Below are 16,859 nucleotides of genomic sequence, written 5' to 3' on the forward strand. Positions count from 1 at the left end.
CGCTTTTGCGCTTTGCCGCGACCGGCTCAGGCGGCTTCGCCCGAGACCGGTTTGCGGAGCAGGTTATGCGCGAACACCCCCAGCGCGAGCAGGGGGACGTAACCGTACAGCAGCGCGCTCCCGGCGGCTTGCGCCGTTGCTTTGAGCAGTTCGACGGCCGCGGCGTCCTTGGGCCAGGCGACCAGGGCGTAAACGAAGGCCGCCGCGAGCCAGAGCGACGGCCGTCCGGACAGAGGCGTCGACGCGCGAAGAATGCGCATGCAGCCCCAGAGCGCCAGACAGCACGGCGGCGTGATGACGAAAATCCAATTGAAGATGTAGAAGTAATCGAAGCGCTCCAAGAAGGAGAACGTGATGATCTTGGACAAGCCGAGCGTCGGCCAGACCGAGTGGCCGAGCTCGCCCAGGTTATAGTACGCAAACGTCGCGGCGGTCACGATCAAGTAGAGGACGTACGTATGCAGAACGCCGATATGCGCCCACTTGGATGCATCGGCATTGTTCCGGATGTACGGATAGTAGAGCAGCAGCAGTTCCGCGCCCATGTAGAGCGGCACGCTGTTCGCGGCCGAACGCGCGTAATCCGGCAGCGCGTGATTGAACGCCGGCAGGAAATTGCGCCAGTCCGCGTACTGCAGCGGGATGAACAGCGTGGCGATCAGCAGGGACGGAATAAGCACGAACCAGAACGAGATGCCCGTAATGACGCGAAATCCGCCGTGCACGATATACGCGAACATCAGGATGAAGACGAGCGCGATCCGCCAGGCCGGGCTATCCGGAAACACGAGCGTCTGGATCACCTGCGTATAGGCCGTGAGCTGGTAGCCGATGAACAGCAGCAAGTACAGCAGGAAAGCGGCGTTCAGCAGCGTCCCCAGTCCTTTCCCGAACAGTTGGACATGCAGCGAGATGACGTCGCCCTTCTTCGCGTGTTTCAGCGCGTACAGAATCAAGAACACGACCAGATGCATGGAGAGTCCGGTCAGCAGCACGGACACCCAAGCGTCCTGACCGGCTCCCGGGGCGATCTTGCTCTGGAAATCGAGCATGGCAATGCCTGTTTGCGACTTATGCACCAGAAACCAAAGGAGATAGGGCGATACGGTTTTGGTAAGCGAGGCCTGATAGCTCATGGTCGTTATTCACCGGCTCCCGAATTTTGTAGATTCGCCTTAACGCGTACGTCGAAGGTCAAGACGGGATAGACGTCGCGGTAGAACGCGGCCGCGTTCCACTTCCGGTCCACGGAGCGGTAGCATTCGCCGATGCCGAGCGAATCCAGGCCGGCGGCTTGGATTTTCCGGAGCAGCGCGAGCAGCCGGTCCCGCATTTGAAGCTCGATCGCCGCCGCGAAAGGGCCGGAACGGGCGATGTCGCTCGCGAGGCGGTTGCCTTGCAAATTCCGAACGCTGCCGTTCACGCGCACGTCGAACCGGAACGCGCCCGGCCGCGCATCTCCGACGCTCCACCGCATCCGGCCGTTATGGAGCGAAAGCGAGTAATGGTTCCCGCCGTAGTCGAACGGCAGCTCGCCAAGGACCCGTTTGCCGTTCAGCACCTCGAACAGCGTCATTTCGACCGGGCTCAGCACGAGCTTCAGACGATCCTGCTTGAACAGGGCGTAGCCGTCGATCTTCAGCGCGTGCGTCTCGTCGAGCGTGATGCTCGGCATCGACGGGTCCTTGCCTTCCGCGTAATAATCGTGCAGGAAGAGATGCAGGTTGGAGACGGGCACGCCTCCGCTGCGGATGTTCTGCTTCACGATATTATAGGGCGAATTTTCCAGCTCCTGGCGATCCAAGCTCGCGATGACGGATGCGGCCGAACACGACGATACGGCCAGCAGCACGTTGCTGCCAAGCGCCGGATCGCGTATGACGGTGCTGATCGCCTCGCCGAGGCCTTGCTTCGCGATGTCATGGCTGAAGACGATCGTATCGAGCTTGTTGTAGCGGACCTTCCTCGGCGACTCCCGTTCGAACTGATCCATGATCATCTTGGGCTCCTTGCCCCGTCCTTTCAGGATCGCAAGGCTGCCTTTGCGCTGAATGTAGTTCGGATACGCGGCGGTGCCGACGCATTGTCCGCCTTCCCGGTCGAACCCGACCGCGATCAAGACCTGAATCCGGTTCACGATATTGGCGTTGCCGCAGCCCGCGAGCAGCGCCGCGAGCAGAAGGAGGGAGAGCGCAAGCCGAAGCGGCCGTTTCGAATCCGGTCTCATGCCATCCACCTTCATGCCTTTTCAACCTTCATGCCATTCAATCCTCATGCCGCTCAATCCTCATGATCGATATCTTCCTTCTTCCTGCCGGGCCGATAGCGCTTCGTTCGCTGCGGATTCAAGAACAACGTCCGGTTGGTCGTGTACTGGTACGATGACCGGATCAGGCTGTCGTTCAGATTGCCGCTCCGGAACGGAAAGAACGGCACCAGGTACGGCGTATCCAAGCTTTTGAGCTGAAGCAGATGGGCCAGCAAGAGGGTGAACCCGACAACGATCCCGAAGCCCCCGAGCAGCGCCGAGAGCAGGATGAGCGGGAAGCGCAGCACCCGAATCGTATTGGCCATCTTGTAGATCGGAGTCGTGAACGAGGCCAAGGCGGACAACGCCACGATAATCAGCAAAATATTGCTGGTCAGCGCAGCCTGCACCGACGCTTCCCCGATCACGATGCCGCCGACGATGCCGAGCGTCTGGCCGATCTTGGCCGGCAGCCGGGCGCCGGCTTCCCGCAGCAGCTCGATGGTCGTTTCCAGGAACAGCACCTCCATCACGGGGGAGAAGGGCACGTGCAGGCCCGAAAGCATGATGGGATGGAGCAGCCGGGTCGGAATGACCTCGAAATGATAAGTCAGCACGGCGATATAGATCGGCGAGGCGAACAGCGAGAACAAGACGCTGAGTAAGCGGATGACCCGGAAGAAGGAGCCGGAAATCCAATTCAAATAATAATCCTCGGGCGAGACGAAGAAGTCCATGAACGTCGAAGGGCCCGAGAACACATAGGGCGAGCCGCTCGTCAGCACGGCGACTTGGCCGGACGAGATGACGTACGAGATGCGGTCGATCCGTTCCGTCGTCAGGAAGAGCGGGAAGGGCGTGTTGGAGTTGTCCGCGATCGCCTGCTCGATGAACGAGCCGTCGTACACGATATCGAGATCGATGTCCTTGATCCGGTCGCGCATGGCCGAGACGAGCTCTGCATTCGTCAAGCCCTCGATATAGGCGAGGACGACCGTCGTCTTCGACAAGGAGCCGACCGTCAGTTCTTCGAAAATCAGCTGCGGAATGGCGATCTGCTGCCGCAGCAGATGCAGGTTGACGGTCAAATTTTCGACGAAGCCTGCCTTCGGTCCGATGACGCTGAATTCGTTCTCGGTATCGTTGTCCGAACGGCGCCCCCGCGCTTCGTCGGCGACGTTCACGAGCAGCGCCTCGTCCGCGACGGCGTCGGCTTGAATCAGGATGCAGCCTTGCTGCAGCTTCTCCGCTATCCGGGCGGGCTTCGTCTCGGGCGCGACGTCGTCGTACGGCAGCCATTTGACGAGATCCGCCCACGCGCGGACGGGCGCTTCGATGCGCTGCAGGGCGGGCAGCAGGTTGTCGTGCAGCTCGCGGGCGTCCGTCAAGGACGGATAGAAGCTAAGCGTCAGGCGATTGGGACCGGCCTCCACGCCGATCCGGGAGAAGTCGCAGGATTTGCCGACGATCGAGAGCAGCTGGTCGAGCGAATCGATGGTGAACTGTTCGGACGGCTTCATGCCGGCAGCGCTCCTTCCCCGAAACGGCCAAACGGCCTCCCAACTCTTGGCATGGATAGAACTGAACGTAGTGTGGCCCCGAAACGCGATCTTATACTTGCGCCGGCGGCCGCGGCCTTTCCATAAAGCACCATTGCCATTGCTTCGTCAACTCGTTAACATAGTGAATTGTTCGTCTGATTAACTACTAAAATCCTCGTCCGCCTGGGCGAGGTAGAGGTCGCGAAGATGAAGAGTACGACGGAGGAAGCCCGGCAAGGCTGCCGATTCCGCCGGAAAGGCATCGTCGCCGAAGCCGCGGCGGTTTGCTGACCGTCCCGGCTGGGGCCGCTTCCGAAAGGAGCGGAACTGTCATGCCGCCGCGTTCGCGGGGCATGTTGCGCTATCAAGGTCCAGGACGCATGAGGGAGTCGCAAAGCTGCCTTGTTCCGCGAGGCGGCTTTTTTGCGTCCGCGGATCCGCGCGCCGGCGAACGGCCGGCCGGGAGCCGCGGCTGCGACAATACGGCACGAAGTAAAGGAGATAGATTTCATGGATAACCATTCACTCCGCAGGGGGTTGAAATCGCGCCATATGACGATGATTTCCCTCGGCGGTTCGATCGGCACGGGCTTGTTCCTCGCGAGCGGCGGCGCCATTCACGACGCGGGGCCGGGAGGCGCGCTGCTCGCTTATAGCGTCATCGGCATCATGGTGTATTTTCTCGTGACGAGTCTCGGGGAGATGGCGACGTACATGCCCGTATCCGGCACGTTCAGCACGTACGCGGCGAAATTCGTGGATCCGTCCCTCGGCTACGCACTGGGCTGGAATTACTGGTATAACTGGGCCATCACGATCGCGGCGGAGCTGTCCGCGGCGACGCTCATCATCAAATTCTGGCTGCCGGACAGCCCGTCGTTCCTCTGGAGCGCGCTGTTCCTCGCGCTCATGGTCGGCCTCAATCTGCTGTCCGTCAAAGGCTACGGCGAGTCGGAATACTGGTTCGCCATGATCAAGATCGTGACGGTCGTCCTCTTCATCGCGATCGGCCTGCTCATGATCGTCGGCATCTGGAACGGACACGCGGTCGGCTTCCGCAACTTCGCGGCCGGCGACGCGCCGATCTCGGGCGGATTCTTGTCCGTGCTCGGCGTCTGCATGGCCGCCGGCTTCTCGTTCCAGGGCACGGAGCTCGTCGGGATCGCGGCCGGCGAATCCGAGGATCCGCGGCGGAACGTGCCGCGCGCCATCCGCAGCGTGTTTTGGCGGATTCTGCTCTTCTACGTCCTGGCGATCTTCGTCGTCGGGATGCTGATTCCTTCTGCCGCGGATACGCTGTCGAGCGACAGCGTGACGGCCAGCCCGTTCACGATTATTTTCGAGAAGGCCGGCCTCAGCCTGGCCGCGTCCGTCATGAACGCCGTCATCCTGAGCTCGGTGCTCTCGGCCGGCAACTCCGGCATGTACGCTTCCGCGCGCATGCTGTGGGTGCTGGCGAAGGAAGGCAAGGCGCCGCGGGCGTTCGCCCGGCTGAACGCCCGCGGCGTCCCGGTGCCCGCGCTGCTCGCGACGGCCGCCGTCGGCATGCTGGCGTTCCTGGCGTCGTTCTTCGGCGACGGTCAAGTGTACGTCTGGCTGCTGAACGCCTCCGGCATGTCCGGCTTCATCGCCTGGCTCGGCATCTCGGTCAGCCATTACCGGTTCCGCAAGGCGTATGCCGCGCAGGGACGGTCGCTCGCGGATTTGCCGTACCGGTCGAAATGGTTCCCGTTCGGACCGATCCTGGCCGGCGCGATGTGCATGGCCGTCATCGTCGGCCAAAGCATCGGCGCCGTCTCGGACGGCAAGGTCGACTGGACGTTCCTGTTCGCCTCCTATATCGGCATCCCGCTGTTCCTGGCCATCTGGCTCGGGTACAAATGGAAGCACGGCACGAGGCTGCTGAAGCCGGAGGCATGCGACTTGGAGACGGAAGAAGGCTGATCGGAGGCGAACTGCCGGATGCGCCCCGAACTCAAGGCCGAAGACAGAGGCAAGAGCGGAGGCCGCGGCGGGCCTTCGCTCTTTTTGTTTGCCGCGGCGCCGCGTCCACGGGAGGGAATCGCGCGCCGTTCGCGAAGTGTATGAAGGCAACCGGATACGACGGTATGCGGCAGCACCACCAACATTCGCGCTCGCATGGAGGAATGAATCAATGGAACAGCATCGCAATTGGGCCGGCAATCTCGCGTACGCCGCCTCGAACGTTCAGTATCCCGAATCGGTCGCGCAGCTGCAGGAATTGACGGCTGGCGGCAGCACGGTCAAGGCGCTCGGCACGCGTCATTCGTTCAACGACATCGCCGATACGGAAGGGACGCATATCTCGACGCAGAAGCTGAACCGCGTCGTCTTGCTCGACCGCGAACGCCGCCGGGTGACGGTCGAAGGCGGGATCCGGTACGGCGACCTGTGCGGCTATTTGCACGACAACGGCTTCGCGCTGCATAATTTGGCGTCGCTTCCGCATATTACGGTCGCGGGCGCCGTCGCGACGGCGACGCACGGCTCCGGCGTCCGGAACGGGAACCTGGCCACGGCCGTGGCGGGGCTCGAGCTCGTCCGGGCGGACGGCGAGCTGGTCTCGTTCTCCCGGGACGACGAGACGGGCGACTTTCACGGCGCGGTCGTCGGGCTCGGCGCGCTCGGCGTCGTCGCGAAGCTGACGCTGGACCTCGTGCCGGCGTTCGACGTCGCCCAGACCGTCTACGAGAATTTGCCGCTCGCGGCGCTCGAGACGGGCTTCGACGACGTTATGTCGAGCGCGTACAGCGTCAGCCTGTTCACGGATTGGAAGCAGGTGGGCTTCAATCAGGCGTGGGTTAAGCGCAAAGCGGGCGAGTCGGCGGACGGTCCTTCGGCCGCGGAACGGGCCGGCGCGACTCCGGCTGCATCGCCGCTTCATCCGGTGCCGGGCTTCTCCGCGGAGAATTGCAGCGCGCAGCTCGGCGTGCCGGGACCGTGGCATGACCGCCTGCCGCATTTCCGGATGGCGTTCACGCCGAGCGCGGGCGAGGAGCTGCAGAGCGAATTTTTCGTGCCGCGGACGCAAGCCTTCGAGGCGCTGAGCGCCGTCGCGGAGCTGCGCGAGTCGATCGCGCCGCTGCTTTACGTGACCGAGGTGCGCAGCGTCGCGGCCGACCGCCTGTGGCTGAGCCCGAGTTACGGGCAGGATGCGGTTGGCATCCATTTCACGTGGAAGCCGGACTGGGAAGCCGTCCGCCGGCTGCTGCCGGTCATCGAGGAGCGCCTCGCGCCGTTCGGGGCCCGTCCGCACTGGGGGAAGCTGTTCACGATGGCGCCGGAGCGCCTTCGCCCGCTGTACGCGCAGCTGCCCGAATTTCGGCGCCTGGCGGCGGCCTGCGACCCGGAGGGCAAGTTCCGCAACGCGTTTTTACAAAAATTTATCGCCGAAAGCGGCAGCTAGCTGTTTCGATTCCGCGGGAAACGTTTAGTTATTCTAGGGGTAAAAAAGCATCCGTCCGGCGCGGCATCGGGGAGCTTCCCCAAGAATCAACGGGTACCATGCGGCTCGTCGGGAGGTAGGCTTCATGCAGGAATTGGACGTGGTCGGTCAGCAATCGGTATTTGAACACGCCTTTAAGCACGCGCCCATCGGCATCGCGGTCGTGTCGCTCGAGGGCAATTGGATCAGCGTGAATCCGGCCGTCTGCCGCATCTTCGGCATCTCGGAAGAAGAATTGCTCAGTCTGCCCGCGGCGGGCTTCATCTATGCGGACGATGCCGGCGTCAACGCGCGCCTGATGCAGGAGCTGGTCGAAGGAAAGCTCCACACGATCGAAATCGAGAAGCCGTTCGCGCATCGCGGCGGTACCATCTGGACGTCCCTGCACATCTCGCTGGCGCGCTCCGAGGAGGACGGCCTACCGCTCTATTATATCGCGCAGGTGTTGGACATCACGGCCAGCAAGGCGACGGAGTTGAAGCTGCAGGAGAGCATCGAACGCTACACGTCGCTCAAAAAATACAACCATGACGCCATCGTCTCGTTCTCGCTGGACGGCAAGATCATCAATGGCAACAACATGACCGAGCAGCTGACCGGTTACCGCATACCGGACCTGATCGGGACGAGCATCGCCAACCTGATCGGGGAAGCGAATCTGCGCAACGTGCTGCTCGCGCTGGAAGATTACGCGGCGGCCGAGAACGGCATCACCCACGTGCGCCACAAGAGCGGCCACGAGGTGGAGGTGCTGGCGACGATCGCGCCGATCATCATTCACGGCAAGAACGTCGGCTTCTATCTGATCGCGAAGGACATGACGGAGCAGAAGCGGCTCATTATCGAGAAAGAGGCGGCGGAGAAGACGAACCGGGCGAAGAGCGATTTTCTGGCCATGATGAGCCACGAAATCCGCACGCCCATGAACGGCGTCATCGGCATGACGGACCTGATTCTTCAGACGGCGCTGGACGACGAGCAAAACGAGTACGTCCAGATCATCAAGAAGAGCGGGGCGACGCTGCTCGCGATCATCAACGATATTCTCGATTTCTCCAAAATCGAATCGGGCAAGTCCGAGATCGTGGAGGAACCGTTCAACGTCCGGACGACGCTGTCGGATACGCTGAACGTCATTTTGCCGAAAACGCTCGAGAAGAACCTCGATCTGCGGACGTCCATCGAGCCGGACGTGCCTCCGATGCTGATGGGGGACGTGACCAAGCTGAGGCAGGTGCTGATGAATCTGCTCAGCAACGCGATCAAGTTCACGCCGAACGGCGCGATCGCCGTTCACGTCAAGTGCGGCGGCATGGAGAGAGACCGCATCCGGCTGCGCTTCTCCATCCGCGATACCGGACTCGGGGTGCCGCCGGACAAGGTGCCCCATCTGTTCGATCCGTTCTACCAGGCGGATTATTTCATGACGCGGCAGTTCGAGGGCACCGGGCTCGGGCTGGCCATCTGCAAGAAGCTCGTCCATCTGATGGAAGGCGAGATCTGGCACGAGGATAACGGCGAGCAGCCGGGATCGACCTTCGTGTTCACGGGGAAGTTCGGTCTCCTCGAGGATCCGGCGCACCAAACGCAGGAGGCAGGAGCGAAGGAATCGCCGTACGACAATTCGCTGCGCATCCTGATCGCCGAAGACAACGAAGTGAACCAGATGGTGCTGAAGAAGATGATGGAAAAGCTCGGCTACAACTCCACCGTCGTCTCGAACGGCGCCGACGCGATCGAAGCGGTGAAGCGGATGCCGTACGACATTATTTTCATGGACATCCAAATGCCGCTGATGGACGGCATCCAGGCGACCAAGCATATCAAGGACATGCTGGCGGGGAACGAACGGCCTTACATCGTGGCCGTCACGGCGCATGCCTTGAAGGGCGACCGGGAACGCTATATCGCGGCAGGCATGGACGAATACATCAGCAAGCCGATCCAGATGGAGGCCGTCGCGCAGATCATCCGCACGTGCGAAGACTGGAAAGCCGTAACCTAGACGTTTCCAGGGTACGGCATGCCTGATCTCCGATCGGCCGAAACGCCAAGCGCCCTGCGAGGGGCGCTTTTTTTGGCGTTGGCAGCGCCGCGGAAACGGCCGCGATGCGCATGCGCACGTACGGGAGCGCTTGACAAGGAACGCGCCGCCATGACAGCATGGAGAAGAACGGACGCAGGACAAGCAGGCGAGCGGAAGCGGCGGATCGAAGACGCCCGAACGAAGAAGGGCGGATGATTAGGCACAGACGAAGAGGCAGGAAGAAAGAGGACGATCAGAAGCGGAAAATAAGGAGCGATCAACATGACCGATCGGACGGCAGGCATTCACCACATTACGGCGTTCTCGCGAGACCCTCAGGCGACCGTGGACTTTTATACAGGCGTGCTGGGGCTCCGCCTCGTCAAGCAGACGGTCAATTTCGACGCGACCGATACGTATCATCTCTATTTCGGCGACGAAGCGGGCTCGCCCGGCACGGTGATTACATTCTTCCCTTCCGCCCGCGCGCGCGTCGGCCAAGTCGGCGGGGGACAGGTCGGGGTGACGACGTTCGCCGTGCCGCCGGGAACCGCCGGCTACTGGGAGGAGCGCTTGTCGGACCGCGGCGTCGCGACCGAAAGGGAAGCGAGATTCGGCGAAACGTACGTGCGCTTCGCGAACGCCGAGGGACTGCGGATGGAGCTGATCGAGCGGGAGGAAGGCGCCGAGCGGAGCGCCGCGTACGCGGGCATACCGGCCGGCCGGGGCATCAAGGGCTTCGGCGGCGCGGTGCTGTTCAGCCGGGATCACGCCCGGACCGCCGCCGTGCTCGAGACGATTCTCGGCCTCGCCAAGACGGACGAGGACGGCGAATACGCGAGGTACCGGTCGTCGTCGGCGATCGGCGGCGTGATCGATCTGCCGCTTTCGAACCTCGAATGGGGGAAGGGCGGCGTCGGCACGGTGCACCATATCGCGTTCCGCGCGCCGGACGAGGACGCGCTTGCGGCCTGGCGGGAGCGGATCGTCGGCTTCGGCCTGAAGCCGACGGAGATCAAGGACCGGCAGTATTTCAAAGCGGTGTATTTTCGCGACGAAGGCGGCATCCTCTTCGAAATCGCCACGGATCCCCCGGGCTTCGCGCGGGACGAGCCGTCCGGCGAGCTGGGGCGGAAGCTGATGCTGCCGGCCTGGTTCGAGCCGAACCGGGCGGAGCTGGAACGGGGCTTGCCGCCGATCGCCGTGCGGGCGACGGATGACGCGGACGGCTTGGGCTAAGCGTCGCGCCCGGATCGGGAGCGGCGCTTAGCCGCTGCACCGCCGCTGAACCGCTTATAGCGGCTTGAACGCCGCGAGGGCTACCGCCCGCGGCGATAATCGCGGGGCGCAGCGCCGTAGCGCTGCTTGAACAGTTTGGAGAAATGGAATTCGTCATAGAACCCGAGCGCCGCCGCGATTTCTTTCACGGCGGCGTTCGTCGTCTCCAGCGCCGCTTTGGCGGACGCGAGCCGCAGCTCCTGCATGTACCGGGCCGGCGACATGCCGGTGCGGGCACGGAAGCGCGCGAAGAACGCGGTGCGCGACAGGCCGCTGCGCCGCACGAAGTCGTCGATCGGCGGCGGTTCGCCGATCCGCTGATGCATGCGGAACAGGATCCCGTCCAGCTCGGGATGGCGGCTCCGGGCGTTCGCCGCCTGTTCGCGCGCCAAGACGAGCAGCAGCTCCTGCGCCGCATGCTGCGCGGTGAAGCCGTAGCCGACCGGATGGACGATGAGGCAGTCGATCAGGCGCTCGCACAGCAGGGATGCTTCCGGCAGCATGGAGGTAGTCGTCGGCTCTCCGACGGCGAGTTCCAGCTGAAGCGCCATGTCGAGCGGATCGAAGTGGAGGAAGCAGAATTTCCAGTCGCCGCCTACGCAGCGGTAGGCGCAAGGCTCGCCCGGACGGACGATCATGTACGTGCCGGCTTCCAGCCCGCGCGAAACGCCTCCGGATTCGAAGCGGCCTCTTCCTTCGAACGTCACGAAGATGCCGGGATACGGAAAGCCTTTCGGCTGCGCCGCTTGGTAGCTGTCGTCCGCGTGCACCTTCCAGATCATCTTGAAACGGAAATCGGGCAGGTCGACAGAGTCGTCGAGCCCGTAGGGAATATTCATGTAGGCCATTGCCGTTCGTTCCCCCCTGTCAGCGCGTCTTTGTGTACGATTATACATGTTTTCGCGATGGTCTTCCATGGCCGGAAGCGCTTGCGGCCCGTACAATGAAGCTATCACGGCATGGAGAGGGTGGCAGGCGATGTACGTAAAAGTCGGAAGCCGGGAGCTGGAGCTCGGCGGGCCGGATTTGACGGAGCTGAGGGATTCGAGCGGGATCGCGGACGATATCGAAGCGCTGCGCGCGAGGCTGGCGGAGGACGGCTATCTGCTGCTGCGCGGCTTTCACGACCGGGAGGACGTACTGACGGCGAGGCGGGCCGTGCTCGAGAAGATGCGGCGGATGGGCAAGCTCGAGCGGGATACGCTGTTGGAGGAGGCCGTCATGGCGGACGGTTCCAAATCGCTCTTCTTGGGCGGGACGAACGAGGATCTGCCGGAGCTGCTGAACGTGCTGAACGGCAGCGCGATCATGGGCTTTTTCGACCGATTGTTCGGGGCGTCTTCGCTGACGTACCATTACAAGTGGCTTCGGGCTGTCGGCGGGGGCGATTACACGGGGGCGCATTACGACATCGTCTATATGGGCCGCGGCACGCATAACCTGTACACCGTCTGGACGCCGCTCGGCGACGTCGATTACCGGACGGGCGGGCTCGCGCTGTGCTTGGGGTCCCATCGGTTCGAAGACCTGAAGCGGACGTACGGCTCCAAGGACTCGGACCGGGACGGCGTCGGCCATTATACGGATGATCCCCTCGTCATTACGGGCAAGTTCGGCGGGCAGTGGGCGACGACGGAGTACCAAGCGGGCGACGTACTCATCTTCGGCATGTACCTCATGCACTGCTCGCTCGAGAACACGACGAACCAGTACCGGCTCAGCGTCGACACGCGCTATCAGCCCGCGCACGAGGAGATCGACGACCGCTGGAGCGGCAAGAAGCCGCGCGCCCATTACAAAGACGCGCCGGTCTCGCCTCCGAACCCGGCTTAAGCGGGAGCCGTCGGCGTTAGCTCGGCTGGATCCCGGATGATGGTAAGCGATGGCCCTCCGCTCGGCGGCCCGGACAAAGCCGGGTATCAGGCGACGTGGAGGGTCTTTGCGCTGTCTGAACAGGATAGCTACTATACTAAATGTAACCTGCTATTCAAGATTTCACTTCTTCCGGGCGGGGAGAACTCCGCCTATAATGGATACACGTCTAGGCGAACGCTTCGCGCGACCGGAAGAGCCGGCCAAGAACGGCGGAGCAGGGCAGAGGGGAGCTGCCCGCGCGACCGGTTGCCGGCGAGCATTCGCGACGTTATCTACGCTTCTCGTTTCGCCGCAAGCCGCCGTAGAGAAAAAAGATCCAGGATAGGAGAACCCGCGTGCAACCACAACCTAACAACCGTTGGCGGCTCGTGCTGCTGCTCGGCGCCTTCTCGGCGCTCGGACCGCTTACGATCGACATGTACCTGCCGTCGTTTCCCGAAATCACGGCCGACTTCGGCACGAAGGCATCGCTCGTGCAATTAAGCCTGACGGCCTGTCTGATCGGCCTCGGGCTCGGCCAAATCATCATGGGGCCGCTGAGCGACGTTCACGGACGCCGCCGGCCCGTCATTATTTCGCTCGCGCTGTACCTGCTGGCGTCGTTCGCCTGCGCGGTGTCGCCGAACATCTACGTCTTCATCGCGGCCCGCTTCATTCAAGGCTTCGCCGCTTCCGCGGGCATCGTCATCTCGCGGGCGGTCGTCCGCGACCTGTACAGCGGGCCGGAGCTGACCCGGTTCTTCTCGATGCTCATGCTCGTCAACAACCTGTTCCCGCTCATCGCTCCGGTGGCGGGCAGCGGCGTCATCTCGTTCACGACGTGGGTCGGCGTGTTCGTCGTGCTCGGCGCGGTCGGCATCACGCTCGTGCTGCTCGCGACCGCGGGGCTGAAGGAGACGCTGCCGCCGGAAAGGAGAATGGCCAGCAATTTCGGCCAGCTGTTCCAGGGAATCCAAACGCTCGTTCGCGACCGGCAGTTTCTCGGCTACGCGCTGGCGCAGGGTATTATGATCGGCGGGGTCTTCGCGTACGTGTCCGGCACGCCGTTCATCTATCAGAAGATTTACGGCGCATCGCCGCAGCTGTTCGCGGTCTTGTTCGGCTCGAACGGCATCAGCCTGATCATCGGCTCGCAGCTGGTCGGCCGGCTGAACGGCAAGTTCTCGGAGCGGCAGTTCCTCGTATTCGGGCTGCTGCTGTCCGCAGCGGCGAGCCTGACGGCGCTCGCGGTCATCCTGCTGCACGGGCCGTTGTTCGCGCTCGTCGCGCCGTTGTTCTGCTTCGTGGCGTCCATCGGGATCACGTCGACGGCGTCGTTCTCCCTCGCGATGGAATCCCAAAGCCACATGGCCGGCAGCGCGTCGGCGCTCCTCGGATTGCTGCCGTTCGTGCTCGGCGCGGTCACCTCGCCCTTGGTCGGCGTCGCCGGCGAATACTCGGCCGTGCCGATGGGCGTGATCATCCTGTCGACGAGCATGCTGGCGCTGCTCGCGTATTACGGCTTGGCGCAAAAGAAGAAGCAGCCGGGCGTCAACGTTCCCGTCCGCCAGAAGCTGAGCTCGTAAGGGCGCAAGAAAGGGGCGCGGTAAGCGGCGGTTAAGCGCCGCGTACCGTCCTGTCCGAGATACGCTCCGCCATCGACAGGCGACTGTTATGGCAAATTTAAAAAAGCCGCAGGCAAATGCCTGCGGCTTTATGTATTGCGCATCGCGAAACGCTATGGTAAGATGAAGTCTCCATTGTGTCTGTTTTTTAATTGTGGGTGAAGTAAGGCTATCTTAACTTACAATTAAATGATAACACAGGGACGCACGGAATGTCAACTCATCGTTTGCATTCTCCATTACATGACGCAAAGGAGCGTGTTGTCGGCATGAGCAACGCAACGGACTGGGGACGGGAACGGGAACGGCTGACGCTGGTGGAGGCTAAATTAGCGGCCAAAATCGCCGAGCTGGATCCGCAGGTCGACGGGCTGCATGAACAGGCGGCGGACATTCGGAAGCGGTTTTGGGAAGAGGTCACGGTCAATACGAGCACGTCGGAGGACTACGAGGAGACGTTCTTCAGCATCCGGCAGCAGGAAGCGGTGCTGGCCGAACGGGAACGCAGCCAGCGGCTGCTGCTGCGGCAGCGGAACAATCTCCGGCGGCTGCAGGCGTCGCCTTATTTCGGCCGCGTCGATTTTCGCGAAGCGGGCGAGTCCGGCGAGGAGCCCGTCTACATCGGCGTCTCGTCGTTCGCCGACGAGGACGCGATGAGCTTCCTCGTATACGACTGGCGCACGCCGGTCGCGAGCCTGTATTACGACCACGTTCCGGGACCCGCGTCTTACGATACGCCCGGCGGCACGGTCGGCGGAACCATGACGCTGAAGCGGCAGTACCGCATTCAGGACGGCGAGCTGCGGAGCGTGTTCGACGCGAGCGTGACGATCGGGGACGAACTGCTGCAGCAGGTGCTCGGCCACGGCGCCGACAACCGCATGAAATCCATCGTCGCGACGATCCAGCGCGAGCAGAACGCCGTCATCCGCGACGATCGCAGCCGCATGCTGATCGTGCAGGGCGCGGCCGGCAGCGGGAAGACGTCGGCCGCCCTGCAGCGGGCCGCGTACCTGCTGTACAAATACCGGGACCGGCTCAAGGCGGACCAGATCGTGCTGTTCTCGCCGAATCCGCTCTTTAACGGCTACGTCTCCACGGTGCTCCCGGAGCTCGGCGAGGAAAACATGCAGCAGACGACGTTCCAGGATTACCTCGACTATTGGCTCGGCAAGTCGTTCCGGCTCGAGGATCCGTTCGACCAGATCGAATACGCGTTGACGCAAACGGAAGCGCCGGACTACGGCGCCCGTATGGCGGGGATGGCATACAAGGCTTCCGAGGCGTACCGGCTGGCGCTCGACGCGTACGCGGCGCGGCTCGGGGAGGAAGGGCTGCGCTTCGCCGGCATCCGGTTCATGGGCCGGGAGCTCATCTCGGCGGAGGACATGGCGGCCCGCTTCTACGGCTTCGATCGTTCGATCCGGCTGCCGAACCGCGTCGCGCTGCTGCAGGAATGGCTGCTGCGCGAGCTGGCCGCGCTGGAGCGGAAGGAACGGAAGGCGCAGTGGGCGCAGGAAAAGGCGCAATACCTCGACCGGGGGCAATATGCCGAATCGTACGACGAGCTGCTGCAGGAATACCGGCGCGACGAAGGCATCTTCATGTTCGCCGAGCAGTACGTCGAAGCCGACGACGCGATCCATAACCGGCGCGAACGGGTCGAGGACGTGTTCGACCTGGCCGACCGGGAAGAAGCGCTGCTCCGCAAGACGATCGTGAAGGAGCGCTTCAAGCCGCTGCGGCGGAGCGTGAAACGGTTGAAGTTCCTCGACTTCGCGGGCATGTACGGCCGGTTGTTCGAGAGCGGGTCCGCCTACGCGGAGCTGACGAACGGGACGGACGCGCCGGCGGAGTGGGCGGAGATTTGCCGCCAGACGGCGGAGAAGCTGAACCGGCGCGAGCTGTTCTACGAGGACGCGACGCCGTATTTGTACCTGAAGGAGCTGATCGAGGGCGTCCGGACGAATACGCAGGTGCGGCATGTCTTCGTCGACGAAGGACAGGACTATTCGGTGTTTCAGTACGCGTATCTTCGCAAGCTGTTTCCGCATGCGCGCATGACGGTGCTCGGCGACTTCGGCCAGGCGATCTTCGCGCAGGCCACCGAGCTGGGCGGCGCGGAGTCGCCGCTGCTCCGGCTGTACGGCGAAGCGGACACGAACGTGATCCGGCTCGCGCGCAGCTACCGGTCCACGCGGGAAATCGCGGCCTTCACGCGCGCGATGCTGGCGGGCGGCGAAGAGATCGTGCCGTTCGACCGGCCGGGTCCCAAGCCGCTGCTCGTCCGGACGGAGAGCGGCGACGCGCGGGCGAAGCGCATCGCCGCGGATCTCGCCGCGCTGACCGCGGAAGGCTTCGGCTCCGTGGCCGTCGTGACGAAGACGGCCGCGGAGGCCGAGGCCGCCCGCCGCGCGCTGGCCGCTTGCGGCCGCGAGGACGCGCGGCTCATCGACAAGGCATCGCCGTCCTACGAGAAGGGGATCATGGTCATCCCCGCCTACCTCGCCAAGGGCGTGGAGTTCGACGCCGTGCTGATCCATGACGCCGGGGAGGAAGCGTACGCGCAGGAAAGCGAACGGAAGCTGTTCTATACGGCGTGCACGCGCGCGATGCACCGGCTGACGCTGTACGCCGCCGGGGCATGGTCGCCGTTCGTGCGCGCGCTGGATCCGGCGTTGTACGAGACGGCGGCGGAGCCGATCGGACCGCGCGAATGAAGCGCGCGCCGGTCATGACAAGCGAATGCGCCGAAGAGCGGCAGTCCGGGACGGGGTCCGGGCCTGCCGCTCTTTGCGTTGCCGCTGTTTTCGCCGCCGAT

The 16,859-nt window shown here is 63.3% G+C and carries 11 protein-coding genes and 1 riboswitch; of the genes, 7 read left to right on the plus strand and 4 right to left on the minus strand.

The window, feature by feature from the left end:
• Positions 1–26: 26 nt before the first annotated feature.
• Genes I8J29_RS00955 through I8J29_RS00965 form a run of 3 tightly spaced genes read right to left on the minus strand, consistent with a single transcriptional unit; the run spans position 27 to position 3,768 of the window.
• On the minus strand, positions 27–1,136 hold the full coding sequence (locus tag I8J29_RS00955) for a GerAB/ArcD/ProY family transporter (protein WP_208845717.1): 1,110 nt from the start codon (positions 1,134–1,136) through the stop codon (positions 27–29).
• Between the two features lie 5 nt (positions 1,137–1,141).
• Positions 1,142–2,227 carry a Ger(x)C family spore germination protein gene (locus I8J29_RS00960; protein WP_208845718.1) on the minus strand — a complete coding sequence of 362 codons (1,086 nt, stop codon included), beginning with the start codon at positions 2,225–2,227 and terminating at the stop codon, positions 1,142–1,144.
• Positions 2,228–2,280: 53 nt separating this feature from the next.
• The gene (locus I8J29_RS00965) at positions 2,281–3,768 is read right to left on the minus strand and encodes a spore germination protein (RefSeq protein WP_208845719.1); all 1,488 of its coding nucleotides are present in this window, start codon (positions 3,766–3,768) and stop codon (positions 2,281–2,283) included.
• Between the two features lie 206 nt (positions 3,769–3,974).
• A riboswitch (Lysine riboswitch) is annotated at positions 3,975–4,161 on the plus strand.
• A gap of 138 nt (positions 4,162–4,299) precedes the next feature.
• Here I8J29_RS00965 and I8J29_RS00970 point away from each other — a divergent pair.
• The 4 genes from I8J29_RS00970 to I8J29_RS00985 all read left to right on the plus strand — a co-directional run bounded on the left by I8J29_RS00970 (position 4,300) and on the right by I8J29_RS00985 (position 10,520).
• Positions 4,300–5,733: an amino acid permease gene (locus I8J29_RS00970; protein WP_208845720.1), complete on the plus strand. Its 1,434-nt coding sequence runs from the start codon at positions 4,300–4,302 to the stop codon at positions 5,731–5,733.
• A 211-nt stretch (positions 5,734–5,944) separates the two neighbouring features.
• Complete coding sequence (locus I8J29_RS00975) at positions 5,945–7,216, plus strand: FAD-binding protein (RefSeq protein ID WP_208845721.1); 1,272 nt, start codon at positions 5,945–5,947, stop codon at positions 7,214–7,216.
• Positions 7,217–7,340: 124 nt separating this feature from the next.
• Positions 7,341–9,260, plus strand: a complete 1,920-nt coding sequence (locus tag I8J29_RS00980; RefSeq protein ID WP_208845722.1) for a PAS domain S-box protein — start codon at positions 7,341–7,343, stop codon at positions 9,258–9,260.
• Between the two features lie 303 nt (positions 9,261–9,563).
• On the plus strand, positions 9,564–10,520 hold the full coding sequence (locus I8J29_RS00985) for a ring-cleaving dioxygenase (protein ID WP_208845723.1): 957 nt from the start codon (positions 9,564–9,566) through the stop codon (positions 10,518–10,520).
• Between the two features lie 80 nt (positions 10,521–10,600).
• Here the strand turns inward: I8J29_RS00985 and I8J29_RS00990 are convergent, their stop codons facing one another.
• Positions 10,601–11,407, minus strand: coding sequence for a helix-turn-helix domain-containing protein (locus I8J29_RS00990; RefSeq protein WP_208845724.1), 807 nt, complete (start codon positions 11,405–11,407; stop codon positions 10,601–10,603).
• Between the two features lie 130 nt (positions 11,408–11,537).
• Between I8J29_RS00990 and I8J29_RS00995 the strand changes: the two genes are divergently transcribed.
• The 3 genes from I8J29_RS00995 to helD all read left to right on the plus strand — a co-directional run bounded on the left by I8J29_RS00995 (position 11,538) and on the right by helD (position 16,758).
• On the plus strand, positions 11,538–12,392 hold the full coding sequence (locus I8J29_RS00995) for a phytanoyl-CoA dioxygenase family protein (protein ID WP_208845725.1): 855 nt from the start codon (positions 11,538–11,540) through the stop codon (positions 12,390–12,392).
• Positions 12,393–12,769: 377 nt separating this feature from the next.
• Positions 12,770–13,999, plus strand: coding sequence for a multidrug effflux MFS transporter (locus tag I8J29_RS01000; RefSeq protein ID WP_208845726.1), 1,230 nt, complete (start codon positions 12,770–12,772; stop codon positions 13,997–13,999).
• Positions 14,000–14,307: 308 nt separating this feature from the next.
• A complete protein-coding gene (helD, locus tag I8J29_RS01005) occupies positions 14,308–16,758 on the plus strand; it encodes an RNA polymerase recycling motor HelD (RefSeq protein ID WP_208845727.1) in 2,451 nt (816 codons plus the stop codon).
• The last annotated feature ends 101 nt before the right edge of the window (positions 16,759–16,859 follow it).

Origin of the sequence: Paenibacillus artemisiicola, assembly GCF_017652985.1 — a bacterium.
GTDB classification, from domain to species: domain Bacteria; phylum Bacillota; class Bacilli; order Paenibacillales; family Paenibacillaceae; genus Paenibacillus_Z; species Paenibacillus_Z artemisiicola.